This window comes from Streptomyces anulatus (genome assembly GCF_000721175.1).
GTDB lineage: Bacteria > Actinomycetota > Actinomycetes > Streptomycetales > Streptomycetaceae > Streptomyces > Streptomyces anulatus_C.
This window is the reverse complement of record NZ_JOEZ01000010.1, coordinates 1-13,464: the sequence shown is the minus strand read 5'-3', so window position 1 is coordinate 13,464 and position 13,464 is coordinate 1. Positions and strand designations below refer to the sequence as shown.

Sequence of the window (13,464 nt, the reverse complement as noted above, 5' to 3'; positions counted from 1 at the left end):
GCCGGACCGCGTACCGGTGTCAGGCGATGTCCAGAACCTCCGTGACCTGTCGTCTGGGCGTGACCTGGCCCGAGGGCCCGTATCCGAACCGAATGATCATTTGCACGAAGCCCATTCTGGAGTTCGGGTCACGTGTGAGGTGCCGAAGCTCAGGCCACTCCAGAGGCTGCGAGATGACGGAGGTCGCGAGTCCGTCGAGAGTGGCCTGGAGGAGCACGCGCTCCATGGCCTGTCCCGCCCTGAGCCAGTCCGCGGGAAGATCCGTTTCCGTCCCCAGCAAGGCGATCTGCGGCCGCTCCTCGAAGTTGGTGGACGCCCTGTCCCGTGAGCCTCGCGGCACGTCGAAGTCCCGCACTGGGGCGGTCACGTCGTGCTGACGGGGGCCGAAAGCGTACGAGGGGATGCCGTCCGTGTCCGGGCCTTCCCCGGCCCTGCCCGTGCGGGTCCAGGTGGCGATTTCGGCGCGCATGGCATCGTTGGCCGATTCGAAGAGCTCCGCGTCGTGCACCAGGTCCAGGACGGCGTCGGCGTGCCAGACTCCGGGAACGACCAGCCGCGCCCCTTCCAGGAGCGCTGCCGTGCTCAACTCGTCCAGGATCTCGGGGGCAGCCGCTTCGTCCGAGAACGGACTGCGGCTGGTGTGCCGGAGCCGCACGGCAGGGTGCAGGTCAGCCAGCAGGTGATCCGTGGTTTCGGACTCCTCCAGCACGACGTCGGCGAGACGCCATGGGTCGCGACGGTCGGGCAGAAGACGGGCCACGGTGTTCCAGCCACGGTGCGCGGCAGCCACCCGTAGATTCAGCAGCGCCGCCCCGCATCCGATATGCAGGTTGCGGTTGTCCGGGTCCCCGATGGGCAGCGCACGGTCCGGATCGCCGTACAGCGAGAGGAGGCGCGTTCCGGGGCGGTGGACGAACTTCCAGGGTTGCGCGTTGTGCATGGACGGCGCGGTCACGGCCTCCTCGACGAGCGAAGGGACGACTGCGGTGACGCGTTGTTCGATCGTCGGCATGGTCTTCCTGTCTCCTGTCGGTCATCGTCTTCCTACGTACTCGCCGGAGAAGCCGTCGCCGGAGTGCGTTTCAGGTGGGCCAGGAAGCAGCGTCCGGCTTCTTCGGCGAAGACGCGTCGCCGGGCTGTACCGAGATGCGGTCGACGACGGCGACGACTCCTTCCGTTCGGGAGGTGAGTGCGAGGGCGGCACGGATCAGGCTCCGCTGCGGCAGCCGGCCGGCCAGGACGACAACACCGTCGAGCACGTGGACCTGGACGGCATCGGCCTGGACACCCAGGACAACGCCGAGTACGTCGTCCCGGATCCGGAGCTTCACCTCGGCGTCCGGCCGGACGAAGAAGCCCAGGAGGTCACGTCTGGTCACCATGCCGACCAGGCGCTCCTCGTCGTCGACGACGGGGAGCCGCTCGCAGCCTTGCCGAGTCATGAGCCGGGCTGCCTCCGCCACTGTCTGCTCGGCGTAGACGGTGACAGCCGGAGACGACATGACTCCGCCGACCGCGGGGGCCTGCCGACCGGGCAGATCACTCGCCGAAACCAACCCCACGACGTGATCGTCCTCGTCCACCACCGGGACGCCGTTGATGGCGTGCCGGTCGAGCAGCCCGGCCACTTCCGCTGATGGCGTCGAGCACTCGACCGTGACCACTTCGTCCGTCATCAGGTCACCTACCCGGAGATGCCGCATCCTGCCGCGCCTCCACTTCTCCCCACTGTACGGAGTGCTTCCGATACCACCGTCCAACACCGCCCGCATCAGGCGCAGGGGCCGAACGGTCCCGTCCGGAGGCCGACCGGCTCCACCCGTATGACGCCCGCCGGGGGCCTCTGCGGTAGGGGCCCTTCGGACCCCGGCTTGCCCCCTGCGGCCCCTTTCGGGAGGAAGACCGAGTGTCAGCCTGGAACAGTGCCACCGCACTCGGTGCGCGGAGCGTCCCTCCAGGGAGGCATCGGAAGCGCCCATTGCCGGGGAGACGAACATCGGAGCACGTCATGAACAGCACGGAGACCCGTCAGGAGATCGTGGTGGGTGTCGACCCCCGCGGTGACCGGCCCCCGGCCGTTGCCGGCTCGCCGGTCGAAGTCCTGGCCGAAGCGGGTGAGCACGCCCTGGGCATCGTGGTGGGCCGACTGGGTGAGGGCGGGTACACCGGGATGCGGGTCGGGTCCGTCGTGCACGGTCTCCTGCACCGGGCCCACTGTCCCGTCATCACGGTCCCCGCCCTGTGAGCCGGCCGTGATGTCTCCTGCGGAAGGTGAGACAGGCGGCGGCCCTCGCCGCCGGATGCCAGGGCTCACCCAGGCCGAGGCCGCCCGTCGACTCGCCGAGGCGGGACGGAACGAAATCGCCGTCCGAAGGGCGCGCCCGCTGTACTCCAGAGTGCTCGCCCAGCTCGGAGACCCGCTGATGACGGTGCTGATCGCAGCCGTCGCCCTCACCCTGGCGATCGGTGATCACGCCGATTCCGTGGTCATCGGACTCGTCATCGTGGTCAACACCACCGTGGGTGTCGCTCAGGAGATACGAGCCGACAACGCCGTTGCGGCACTGTCCGCGCTGTCCGCGCCACACGCCCGGGTCCGCAGAGAAGGAACGGACCGCGACGTCCCGGCCGCCACCGTCGTGCCCGGAGATGTTCTCCTGCTGGCGGAGGGGGACATCATCGCCGCAGACGCCGCGATCGACGAAGCGGCTGCGCTGTTGGTCGACGAATCCATGCTCACCGGAGAGTCCGTTCCCGTGGACAAGGACAGGGCCGCGTCGCTGCAAGCCGGAACCGTCGTCGTCCGTGGCAGGGGGGTCGCGACCGTTACCGCCACCGGGGGAGCCGCCGCCCTCGGCCGTATCGCCGCCCTTCTCGACGACCGCCGCAAGCCCACGCCTCTCCAACTGCGGCTGGCCTCTCTGGGGCGCGTGCTCGCGGCTGTGACGCTGGTCCTGTGTGCCCTGGTTCTCGCACAGGGGCTCGTGCGGGGGCTGCCCCTGGGAACCATGGCGGTGACCGCCATCAGTCTCGCTGTTGCCGCGGTGCCGGAATCACTTCCCGCCGTCGTCACCCTGGCCCTGGCTCTCGGTGCCCGGCGTATGGCAGCTCGTCATGCGCTGGTGCGTCGGCTCCCCGCGGTGGAGACGCTCGGCTCGGTATCCGTGCTCGCCACCGACAAGACCGGCACGCTGACCGAGGGGCGCATGGTCGTGCAGTACGTCTGGACACCCCGGACCACTGTCGAACTCCAAGGAGTCGGCTACGAACCGGAGGGGGACGCGCTGACCGAAGGACGGCCCGCAGGTCCCGCGGAACGGCATTCCGCACAGGAAGTGCTCACAGCGGCGGCCCTGTGCAACGACGCCGCCCTACGGCCCCCGCCGTCCGCGTCACCCGACAGCCGCTGGGAGGCCCTCGGCGACCCCATGGAGGGCGCTCTCCTCACGGCGGCCGTCAAGGTGGGGTGTCCGGACCTCGCGGAGCTGGCCTCCACCCATCCCAGAGTCGCGGAAGCTCCGTTCGACAGCCTCCGCAGGAGGATGACCACCGTCCATGCGGTGCCCTCTGGTGGCGTCCTGGTATGCCTGAAAGGTGCTCCCGAAGCCGTCCTTGCTCCGTCGGTCCTCACCGACTCCGCGGAGACGCTACGTCTCGCCCGTGCGGAAGCGGCACGGTTCGCGGCGGGCGGCCATCGCGTGCTGGCTGTCGCCTCCGGTCTGCGTCAGGAGACGCCCAGACCGGTCACGGCCGGGGAGTCAGGTCTGAGGCTTCTGGGCCTCGTGGCACTGAGTGACCCACCGAAACCACGCGCTGCTGCCACGCTGGCTTCGTGCAGGGCCGCGGGGATCACACCGATACTCGTCACCGGTGATCACCCCGCTACAGCGAGTGCCGTGGCCGACCGCGTCGAACTGCTCGGCCCGCACTCCACCGCCGACCGCGTCGTCACCGGCGAGGACGTGGCAGCGGGCCGCGTTCCCGACCTCACGGCGGTGCGGGTGTTCGCCAGGACGGACCCGCAGCAGAAGCTCGACATCGTGGCCGCCTGGCGCGCCCGCGGCGCGATCACCGCGATGACCGGCGACGGCGTCAACGACGGCCCGGCACTCCACCAGGCCGACATCGGCATCGCCATGGGCGGCCGGGGCACCGAGGTCGCCCGCCAGGCGGCTGACCTGGTGCTCACGGACGACGAACTGTCGACCGTGGTCGCCGCGATCGAGGAGGGACGCAGGGTGTTCGACAACATCCGGCGCTTCCTCGTCTACGGCATGGCGGGCGGTGCGGCGGAGATTCTCGTCATGCTGATCGGCCCGCTCCTGGGCCTCCCCCTGCCCCTGCGTGCCGGACAGATCCTCTGGATCAACCTCCTGACCCACGGGCTGACCGGCGTGGCCATGGGAGCGGAGCCGGCTTCCCCGGGTGTGATGCACCGCCCCCCGCGTCGCGCGGATCAGCACATTCTGGGAGGGGGCGCCTGGCAGCAGTTGCTGCTGACAGCGACTGTCGTCACAGTTGTCAGTCTCGGTGCAGGTCTGGCAGCTCAGGCATGGGACGAGCCGTGGCAGAGCGTCCTCTTCCTGGCCCTTCTCGCCGCCCAGCTGGGAGTGGTCCTCGGCCTCCGGGATCGGCCGATGACGTTGGACAACCCGTTCCTCCTGGCCTCCGTCCTGGCCTCCGCCCTGCTGGCGGCGGCTGCTCTCTACTTCCCGCCGCTGGGCGCCGTACTGGACACCGAGCCCTTGGGGTGGAGGGCCGCCGGCCTGGCCATTGCCTGCGCCCCGGCCGGATTCCTCGCGGCCAGGCTCGCGCGTGCCACCTTCCGTCCCGGGAACCCCCGTCACCTCCACGAACGCGGTGCCGACTTCGCCCGACATGAGGCGATCGATGCCGCGGGTTAGATTGGAACCGCATCGCGTTCATGCGCGTACGTCGCTTCTCGCGGCCGTCGGAGGTGCTCCATGGGCGGTGTCGGTAACGACGATCACCGGCTCCCGCGGTTGAGACGTGACGAGCTGCTCGACGAGCTTCAGGTGCACGTCGGCCAGGTCCGGGGAGCCCAGGACCGGTTGAACGGCCTTCTCGACGCTGTCATGTCGGTGGGGCGGGAGCTGGCCCTGCCCCAGGTGTTGCGCGATGTCGTCGAATCCGCCGTATCCCTCGTCGACGCCGAATACGGAGCCCTCGGCGCAGTGGGGAGCGACCAGAACCTCGCCGAGTTCCTTCCGGTCGGCATCGGCGACGGGACACGGCGACAGATCGGCGGCCTCCCCACCGGCCACGGCCTTCTGGGCGAGTTGATCCGACACCCGGAACCGCTGAGACTGTCCGAGCTCTCCGGTCATCCGGCCTCGGCGGGATTCCCGCCCCACCATCCGCCGATGCACTCCTTCCTGGGAGTGCCCATCCGCGTGCGCGACGAGGTGTTCGGCCATCTGTATCTCACACAGAAGCGTGGGGCGGCTGATTTCGACGCGGAGGACGAGGCTGTCGTCTCGACCCTGGCCGTCGCAGCCGGGATCGCCGTCGAGAACGCCCGCCTCTACGAAGAAGGGCGGATCAGGGAGCGATGGCTCGCCGCCAGTTCCGGACTCACCAGTGCTCTGCTGTCGGGTGAGGCCGAGTCGGAGGTTCTCGAAGGCATGCTGGGACAGGCTGTCGAGATAGCGGGGGCGGACCTTGGGGTCTTCCACCTCATCGGCCCGGGCGGCGAGATGACCGGCTCGCTGGCTCTGGGGGAGAAGGCGGAGTGTCATCGGGGCGTCGTCTCCCCGACCAGTCGAGGCACGCTTGCCGCCGCGGCGCTCGCCGAAGACGGCCTGGTCACGGTGGCGGATGTCAGCAGCGACCCACGGGTGCAGGTGCAGCGCGAGCGGTGGGACGGTTTCGGGCCGGCGGTGGCTGTCACGGTGGGGACCAAGGAACGGCTGAGCGGGGTCATGATCCTCGCGCGCGTCCGGGACAGGGTGGCGTTCGTGAGCGCGGAGATCACTGCACTGCCCGGTTTCGCCGGGCAGGCAGCGCTGGCGTTCGAACTGGCCGACCACCGCAGCGACTCCGAGCGGATGAGCCTGCTGGCCGATCGTGAGCGGATCGCCCGAGACCTGCACGACTTGGCCATCCAGCGGCTGTTCGCCACCGGAATGACGCTGCAGAGCGCCCGTCCCTTGGTGGAGCACCTGGAAGCGGCCGAGAAGCTGGACCGTGCCATTGATGATCTGGACTCCACCATCAAGATCATCCGTACCACCATTTTCGGTCTCAGGGAGCAGGAGACACCGGGGCAGGGGCCGAAACTCCGTTCCCGAGTGGTCCAGGCGGTGGACGCTGCCACGCCCGCGCTCGGATTCACGCCCGCCCTCCGTATGGAGGGGCTGATCGACACCGACGTGCCCCGGTTGGTGGCCGATCACGCGGTCGCGGTTGTCGGCGAAGCCCTCAGTAATGTCGCCCGGCACGCACGGGCCCGGCGGGCCGAGGTCTCGGTCATCGCCGACGACGGCGTCCTCACAGTGACGACGAGCGATGACGGGGTCGGTCTGTGTGCGCCGGAAGGAGGCAGGCGCAGCGGTATCCGGAACCTCACGGAGCGGGCCGAGCGGCTGGGAGGCACTCTGTCCCTTCGCACGAAGCCACATCCACGGAGCGGCACAGTGCTGGAATGGCGGGTACCTCTCACTCCGGCCGCACCTGACTGACTCACGTCGCCTCTCGTCGAAGCGCAGCGCGCGCACTCACCGCTCGTGCTGCCGGTGCTCCCGGACCTCGGCCGCAATCACGGCTGCCTGCACCCGCCGCTCCACCCCGAGCTTCCCGAGCAGGCGGGAAATGTGGTTCTTGACGGTCTTCTCCGACAGGTAGAGCCGCTTGGCGATCTGCCGGTTGGTCAGGCCCTCGCCGATGAGATCGAGAACGGAACGCTCGCGCTCGGAGAGGACCGCGAGCCTCTCGTCCTGCGGGGGTGAGTCGGCCTCGGTCTCGGCCTCGCGCAGGGACCGCATGAGCCTGGCCGTGGTCGACGGGTCGAGCATCGACCGGCCCGATGCCACGGTCCGTACGGCCGACACCAGGTCCGAACCGTTGATCTGCTTGAGCACGTATCCGGCCGCGCCCGCCATGATGGCGTCGAGCAGAGCGTCGTCGTCGTCGAACGAGGTGAGTATCAGGCACGCGAGATCGGGCATGCGTGATCGCAGTTCCCGGCACACGGTGATGCCGTTCCCGTCGGGCAGCCTGACATCGAGCACCGCCACGTCGGGTCGCAGCGCCGGTCCGCGGGCGAGGGCTTGATCAGCCGTCGACGCCTCGCCGATGACGACGAGATCCTGCTCGGCCTCCAGGAGGTCCCGTATCCCGCGGCGAACGACCTCGTGGTCGTCCAGCAGGAAAATGCGCGACACGGCGGCGGCGGTGTCAGTCCGTGTATCGCTCATCTGCGGTCCTTGCTGTCGGATGCGTCTGTTGCGCCCCTACCGGACACTGTCCCAGGGTGCCGGTCCCTGTGCATGTGGTGGATCGGCCCATCGAGGTCACCGCCACGGAGGGAATGCGGCTACCCGAGGTCCATTCGCACGTCCACCACTCCTTCGACCGCCCGAACGGCGTCGGCCAGGAGCTGCACCATGGAACGGTCCGCCAGAGAGCCCTTCAGAGTGACCACGCCCTGCTCCACCGCGGCGTCGAGAGCCGGTGGAGCTATCGGTCCGAGTACCTCACCCCTGATCTCGGCGAGGAGGTCCTCATCCGGTCTGAGGAAGACCTTGAGCAGGTCGCCTCGGCTGACCACTCCCTCCAAGAGGCCCTCGGAGTTGACTACGGGGAGACGTTTGACGTCTCTGCGCGCCATGATGCGGGCTGCTTCGGCCATCGTGGCGTCCGGATGAACGGTGACGGCCGGGCTGGACATGAGGTCTTCCACCAGCACCGCAGCGGCCCTGAAAGCTTCGTCGAGTCGCACGGCCGCAGGTGGACCACCCTCGTGCAGTGCTTCCTTGGGAAGCAGATCCGCCTCCGAGACCACTCCGACGACGCGTCCTTCGCCCGCGAGCACCCGGTGTGGCAGGGGCCGATCGGCCCCTGCCACACGCCCGCCGGGCTAGGCTTCGCCCCGGTTCTTGGAGACGAGGACACCAACTTCTTTCCCCGGCCTGAAAAAAATGGGACCGCTGCCGCCGCCTTTCTGATTCCGGCACGTCTGTTGCTTGAGCTCGTTGACATCAGTGCAGGTCACAAACGGATCGCGCGCCGCGAGGTGAACCTGCGGGAGAAGACCCTGTGGCGGAGGCTCTACGAGACCGCCGGGCGGGCCGACGAGATCCGCGGCGTCAACATCGAGGGCCTGGACTTCTCCGGGCGCCGCTGCCCGGTCAAAGCCAAGGGCGCCCGGATCAAGGCCCGCCGCCGCGGCCAAGCGCGCGAGGACGTCGTGCTGGAGACGGTCTACTGGGACGCCGGCACTGCCCGGCTCCTGCCCCGTCGTTCACCGAGCCACCGGTCGAGCCGGGGCTGGAGTCGCGGGACAGGGCAGGCCGGGACCGGGTCGGGGCGGGGATGCGCCTGTGCACCGTGACCAGCTTCGTGGGCGTGCCCGGCGTGGCCGTACCGACAGGCGTGGTCGAGGGGCTCCCCTGCGGAGTGCAGATCGTCGGGCGCGCGTTCCGGGAGGACCTGTGCCTGGAGGCGGCCCAGGCGATCGAGAACCGGCTCGGAGTTCTCACACCGGTCGACCCGCGCGTGGGAGGCCGGGCCGCTTGAGCCCTTGTTAGTAGAGAGGGCGCCCTCGGCGGCCCTTCCGCATCCCTCACCCTCAGCATGCCGACCTCGTGCCGAACGGCATGGCTGAAAGGAAACCGTTCACCGTAAACCCGCTTCAACGGCAGCACGAGATCGCGGTATGTGTAGAGACGCCCGAGGCTCCAACGACGATCGCTCGGAACGACAACCGGAATGGACGCCATGAACACGGCCCCCACCGAGGACCACTCACCCTCCTGCCGCGACGTGGTCGGTCTCCTCGCCCAGCCCGACCGGCGCGCCGCCTACGCGGCCCTCACCCTCGGCGCGACCTCCGTGGCTGAGGTCGCCGAACTGGCCAAGCTCCGCCCACCGGCCGCTGCCGCGGCCCTGCAGAAGTTGACGGACGGCCGGATCGCCGCCTTCGACAGCGAAAAGCGCACGTACACGCTGCTCGACGACACATTCCGGCGCGCAGTCCAGGCCGAGGTCAGGGTCTCCGGTCGGGGCGGCGGAGACGGGGCGGGCTCCTACTTCCGCCGTGGCCGGCTCACGTCCGTTCCGGGCAAGGCGGAGGTACGCAGCCGTGTTCTGGCCGTTGTGAAGGACTCGTTCGAGCCTGGCGTGACGTACTCCGAGGCCAAGGTCAACGCGATCTGCGGCGAATGGTTCGACGACTGGGTGAGCCTGCGCCGTGCCCTCGTGGACGAGGGTCTGCTGCGCAGAAACGAGTCCGGCACCACCTACGAGCGCGTCTGACGGATGGTGCGCGTATTGGCCGGCGACGCCAACGGTGCTGTGATGCCGGGGCGGCAGGGGCCGCATCGGCATGCTTGTGGAGGTGCATGCCGGCCGTACGGCAGTATCTGGCTGCTTCCGGCCACCATCGGCGCCGCGTTCCTCACCCTCGGTTCACCCTGTTCGTGGCCCCCGAAATCAGGCGCACCACGATTCAGGGTGGCGACCCGCCGGCGGGTTCACCCGGCCAAGCCGGCGGCCGGGAAGATGCCTGGTTCTCTTTCTGCTACGCGTCGCCGACCTTGTGGGGGCCGCGCAGTGGCCTCTGATCCAGTCCGCGATCTGGGCGCCGGCAACCGCGCCGGGCGGCAGGCCGATGATCAGGTAGACGCGCTCGATGGTGAGCTTTCCGCTGGTGAAGTCCTTCCTTCAGCGCACGACTTGAAGGGCCTGGCGGGCGTCGGGGTAGTCGAGGTGGGCGAAGGCCACGGTCTTCAGCCGCCGGATCCCCAGGCGGTGGTGGGCCCGGGTACGGTCGTAGTGGTCGAGCGTGATCTCTCGCCAGGGCAGGCGTCGGACGCGGTCGAACACGCCGGGATGGTTGGCCTTGACCTGGGCGATGTAGTGGGCACCGCGCTCGCGGAGGTAGGTGCCGTGAGCGTGCTGGGTGTGCAGCGCGTCCGCGGTGATGACCGTGCCGGTCAGGTCGACGCTGTCCAGCAGGGGCCGGAAGGCGAGAATCTCGTTGCTCTTGTCGGCGACCTGGCGCTGGGCCAGGACGTGACCGGTGTAGTCCATCGCGGCGAGCAGGGTGACGTGCCCGGTGACGTGGGTGCGCGAGCCGCGCAGGGCCTTGCCGTCGAGCTGGACAAGCAGACGGCGCAGGGTGTGGGAGTGCGGGTCGGTGAGGAAGCCGAGAACCCGGCAGACCCATGCAGGGACGTCGCCGATCCTGGGCCTGCGGGTCTCGACGGTGGACATCCGAGTCACCGATCTCGTGGACGACCTCAAGACCGGCAAGACCACCGTCAAGACCGTCTACGCCGTTCATAGCCTGACCGCCCGAGCAGGCCAACCCGGCTGAGCTCGCCCAACTCGTCCGAGACCACTGGAAGATCGAAGCCCTGCACCACGTCCGCGACACCACCTTCGCCGAGGACGCCTCACAAGTGCGCACCGGTAACGCGCCCCGCGCGATGGCCACCTGGCGCAACCTCGCCATCGGAGCCCTCCGAACAGCCGGAACGAAGAACATCGCGGCCGGCCTCCGCCACAACGCCCGCAACCCCCACCGCCCCCTCACACTCCTCGGCCTCAGATGATCACGAACCGGGCGTCACGCAACTACGCCGAGGCCCTGGCGCGCGGAGATTTCTGCGTGGGGGGTGTCATCACCTTGGCGCGCTCAAGGAGTGCGGGGTCGCGACGGAGCAGGTCCGCCCACTCACGGCGATGCCAGGCCCGGGACCCGACAAGCGCCCCGCCGCGTACACACTCCGCGTACCGGCAGCCATACTGGACGGGCCGGGGAGGGTGCAGCACCACCAGCGGGAACGACGCAGCGGGGAACGACGGGGGCGGGAAGCGGCAGATGGCGGACACCAGGCTGATCCAGAGCCGGTACCGGCTGCTCGAACTGATCGGGCGCGGGGGCATGGGCGAGGTGTGGCGCGCCCGCGACGAGTCGCTGGGCCGTCAGGTCGCCGTCAAATGCCTCAAACCCATGGGCCCCCAGCACGACCGCGCGTTCACCCGCATCCTGCGCGAACGTTTCCGGCGCGAGGCCCGGGTGGCCGCCTCCCTCCAGCACCGGGGCGTCACCGTCGTACACGACTTCGGCGAGTACGAGGGCGTTCTGTACCTCGTCATGGAGCTGCTCGACGGGCACAACCTGAGTCAGCTCCTGACGGCGAACCAACAGCACCCGCTGCCCGTCGAGCACGTCGTCGACATCGCGGAACAGGTCGCCGACGCGCTCGGCTACACCCACCGGCAGGGCATCGTCCACCGCGACCTCAAGCCCGCCAACATCATGCGGCTGACCGACGGCACGGTGAAGATCTGCGACTTCGGCATAGCCCGCCTCGGCCACGACATCAGCATGACCTCCCGGCTCACCACCACCGGCCTCGCCATGGGCACCCCGCACTACATGTCGCCCGAGCAGATCAGCGGCAAGGAGGTAGACCACCGAAGCGACCTCTACTCACTGGGCTGCGTCCTGTACGAGATCGCCACCGGCGTACCGCCGTTCGACCAGGAGGACGCCTGGGCCGTGCTCGTCGGACACCGCGACACCCCGCCGGAACCGCTGCGCACCCACCGGGCCGACCTGCCCGGATTCTTCGACCGTGTCGTCCTCGACCTGCTCGCCAAGGCCCCCGAGGAGCGGCCGGTGGACGCCGGCGACCTGCGCCGCCGCATCGTCCTCGGCCGGACCGGGGAGCAGCCCGCGCTCGGACCGGGGCCCCTCGCACACTCCGTGGCCGGACGGGCACCGGCCCTGCGCGAGATCGCCCTGCCCGCCTGGACCCGCTCCATGACGGCCGGTCACCGGGCGACCGGCGCGAGCGGCCCCGTCGCCGAACGGCCGGACCCGGCCGCCGGACTGACGGGGCAATGGACCACCGCGACCGCCGCCGCCGCTCCGCACTCCCACACCTTCGTCTCCGTGTCGGCCGTGCCCCCCGCTCCGGACCTCCTCGCCACGCTCGAGGGCCGCCACAGCGTGGGCATCGACCTCGGCCGCCTGGGCCGCTGGGAGGAGGCGGGGGAGGTGCACCGCGAGGTCGCCGCCGAGCGCGGCCGGATCCTCGGCCCCGACCACCCCGACACCCTCGCCAGCCACTACGAGATCGGCCTCACCCTCAGCCGTACGGGCCGGGCCGAGGAAGCGCTGCGCGAGTTCGCCCGGGTCGCCGAAGGCCGCGAACGCACCCTGGGCGCCGGCCATCCGCAGACGCTCGCCGCCCGCCAGGCGACCGCCCACGCCCTGGGCCGCCTCGGCCGGCACGCCGAGGCCCACCAGGTGTACGAAGCGGTCCTGGCCGTCCGCGAACGCGTCATGGGCCCCGACCACCCCGACACCCTGCGCTGCCGGCACAACCTCGCGTTCAACCTCAGCCGGCTCGGGCGGCCGGAGGAGGCCTGGCAGCTCGCCCGGGACGTCGCCGACGTCCGCGCCCGGCTGCTCGGCCCGACGCACCCCGACACCCTCGCGACCCGCTACGAAGTGGCGTACATCCTGGGCAGGCTGGGCCGCTGGGCCGAGGCGCTGGAGACCTACCAGGACGTCGCCCGGGCCCGCGCGAGCACCCTCGGGGCCGACCACCCCGACACCTTCGCCGCCCGCTACGAGGCCGGCATCAGCCTCGGCCGGCTCGGCCGCGACGCGGAGGCCCTGGAGCTGTACCGGTCCCTGGTCGCCGACCGCACCCGGACCGCGGGGGCGGCCGACCCCGAGACGCTGCGCGCCCGCCACGGCCTCGGGGTCAACCTGGGGCGGACGGGCCGCTGGGAGGAGGCGCTCGCGGAGGCGCGCGACGTCTGCGCGCTCCGGGAACGCACCCTGGGGCCCGATCACCCCGACACGGTGATCAGCCGCCGGGAAGTCGCCGCGGGGCTCGGCTGGCTCGGCCGGTGGAGCGAGGCCCTGGTGGCGTACCGGCAGGTCGCCGAGGCACGCGGCCGGGTGCTGGGCCCCGACCACCCCCAGACGCTGGCGGCCCGCGACGACGAGGCACACTGCCTGGAGCGGCTCGGCCGGTCGGCGGACGCCGGCCGCTGATCCACGCGGAACTGCCGGACGCTCTCCCGCCGGCCACCCGCGCGCGGAACGCGGCCGGCCGCGACGACCGACGAGGAGGACCGGTTCGTCGGCCTGACACCGCGTCCCGCGCCCACGGAACGCGGCGGGCCGCCGCGCTGATCCGCCCGAACTCGCGCCCGAACACGTGCCCGCGCCCCACGCCCGCCCGCCGCGCCCCCCCC

At 70.4% G+C, this 13,464-nt stretch carries 9 protein-coding genes and 4 pseudogenes; 8 read left to right on the top strand and 5 right to left on the bottom strand.

Annotated features, from left to right (window positions below; all coding sequences use genetic code 11):
• Window positions 1–19 precede the first annotated feature (19 nt).
• Together IG90_RS0112975 and IG90_RS0112970 are read right to left on the bottom strand one after the other, a co-directional pair.
• Entirely contained in the window at window positions 20–1,012 is a 993-nt protein-coding gene (locus tag IG90_RS0112975; protein ID WP_030582362.1) for an Acg family FMN-binding oxidoreductase, read from the bottom strand.
• A gap of 70 nt (window positions 1,013–1,082) precedes the next feature.
• Window positions 1,083–1,676: a CBS domain-containing protein gene (locus tag IG90_RS0112970; RefSeq protein ID WP_051860045.1), complete on the bottom strand. Its 594-nt coding sequence runs from the start codon at window positions 1,674–1,676 to the stop codon at window positions 1,083–1,085.
• Window positions 1,677–2,083: 407 nt separating this feature from the next.
• On the opposite strand from IG90_RS0112970, the pseudogene IG90_RS0112965 reads away from it, so the two are divergent.
• The 3 genes and pseudogenes from IG90_RS0112965 to IG90_RS0112955 all read left to right on the top strand — a co-directional run.
• Window positions 2,084–2,245 (top strand): annotated as a pseudogene (locus IG90_RS0112965) (universal stress protein); the annotation flags it as partial.
• 10 nt (window positions 2,246–2,255) lie between these two features.
• Complete coding sequence (locus IG90_RS0112960) at window positions 2,256–4,904, top strand: cation-translocating P-type ATPase (protein WP_324604268.1); 2,649 nt, start codon at window positions 2,256–2,258, stop codon at window positions 4,902–4,904.
• A 60-nt stretch (window positions 4,905–4,964) separates the two neighbouring features.
• The gene (locus IG90_RS0112955; protein WP_030582349.1) at window positions 4,965–6,701 is read left to right on the top strand and encodes a sensor histidine kinase; all 1,737 of its coding nucleotides are present in this window, start codon (window positions 4,965–4,967) and stop codon (window positions 6,699–6,701) included.
• Window positions 6,702–6,737: 36 nt separating this feature from the next.
• Here IG90_RS0112955 and IG90_RS0112950 read toward each other — a convergent pair whose 3' ends face one another.
• Entirely contained in the window at window positions 6,738–7,436 is a 699-nt protein-coding gene (locus IG90_RS0112950; protein ID WP_030582346.1) for a response regulator, read from the bottom strand.
• A 119-nt stretch (window positions 7,437–7,555) separates the two neighbouring features.
• Window positions 7,556–8,053 (bottom strand): annotated as a pseudogene (locus tag IG90_RS41850) (CBS domain-containing protein); the annotation flags it as partial.
• Between the two features lie 186 nt (window positions 8,054–8,239).
• Here IG90_RS41850 and IG90_RS0112945 point away from each other — a divergent pair.
• The 3 genes and pseudogenes from IG90_RS0112945 to IG90_RS0112935 all read left to right on the top strand — a co-directional run.
• A pseudogene (locus IG90_RS0112945) lies at window positions 8,240–8,479 on the top strand (site-specific integrase); the annotation flags it as partial.
• Window positions 8,476–8,757 (top strand): annotated as a pseudogene (locus IG90_RS0112940) (amidase); the annotation flags it as partial. The pseudogenes IG90_RS0112945 and IG90_RS0112940, both read left to right, overlap by 4 nt.
• Window positions 8,758–8,958: 201 nt before the next feature.
• Window positions 8,959–9,495: a DUF2087 domain-containing protein gene (locus tag IG90_RS0112935; protein ID WP_030582337.1), complete on the top strand. Its 537-nt coding sequence runs from the start codon at window positions 8,959–8,961 to the stop codon at window positions 9,493–9,495.
• A 408-nt stretch (window positions 9,496–9,903) separates the two neighbouring features.
• Here IG90_RS0112935 and IG90_RS39375 read toward each other — a convergent pair whose 3' ends face one another.
• Window positions 9,904–10,455: an ISAs1 family transposase gene (locus IG90_RS39375; RefSeq protein ID WP_233435944.1), complete on the bottom strand. Its 552-nt coding sequence runs from the start codon at window positions 10,453–10,455 to the stop codon at window positions 9,904–9,906.
• 188 nt (window positions 10,456–10,643) lie between these two features.
• On the opposite strand from IG90_RS39375, the gene IG90_RS46865 reads away from it, so the two are divergent.
• Both IG90_RS46865 and IG90_RS0112920 read left to right on the top strand, forming a co-directional pair.
• Entirely contained in the window at window positions 10,644–10,796 is a 153-nt protein-coding gene (locus IG90_RS46865; protein WP_324604267.1) for a hypothetical protein, read from the top strand.
• A gap of 269 nt (window positions 10,797–11,065) precedes the next feature.
• Window positions 11,066–13,261, top strand: a complete 2,196-nt coding sequence (locus tag IG90_RS0112920) for a serine/threonine-protein kinase (protein ID WP_030582334.1) — start codon at window positions 11,066–11,068, stop codon at window positions 13,259–13,261.
• Window positions 13,262–13,464: the final 203 nt, after the last annotated feature.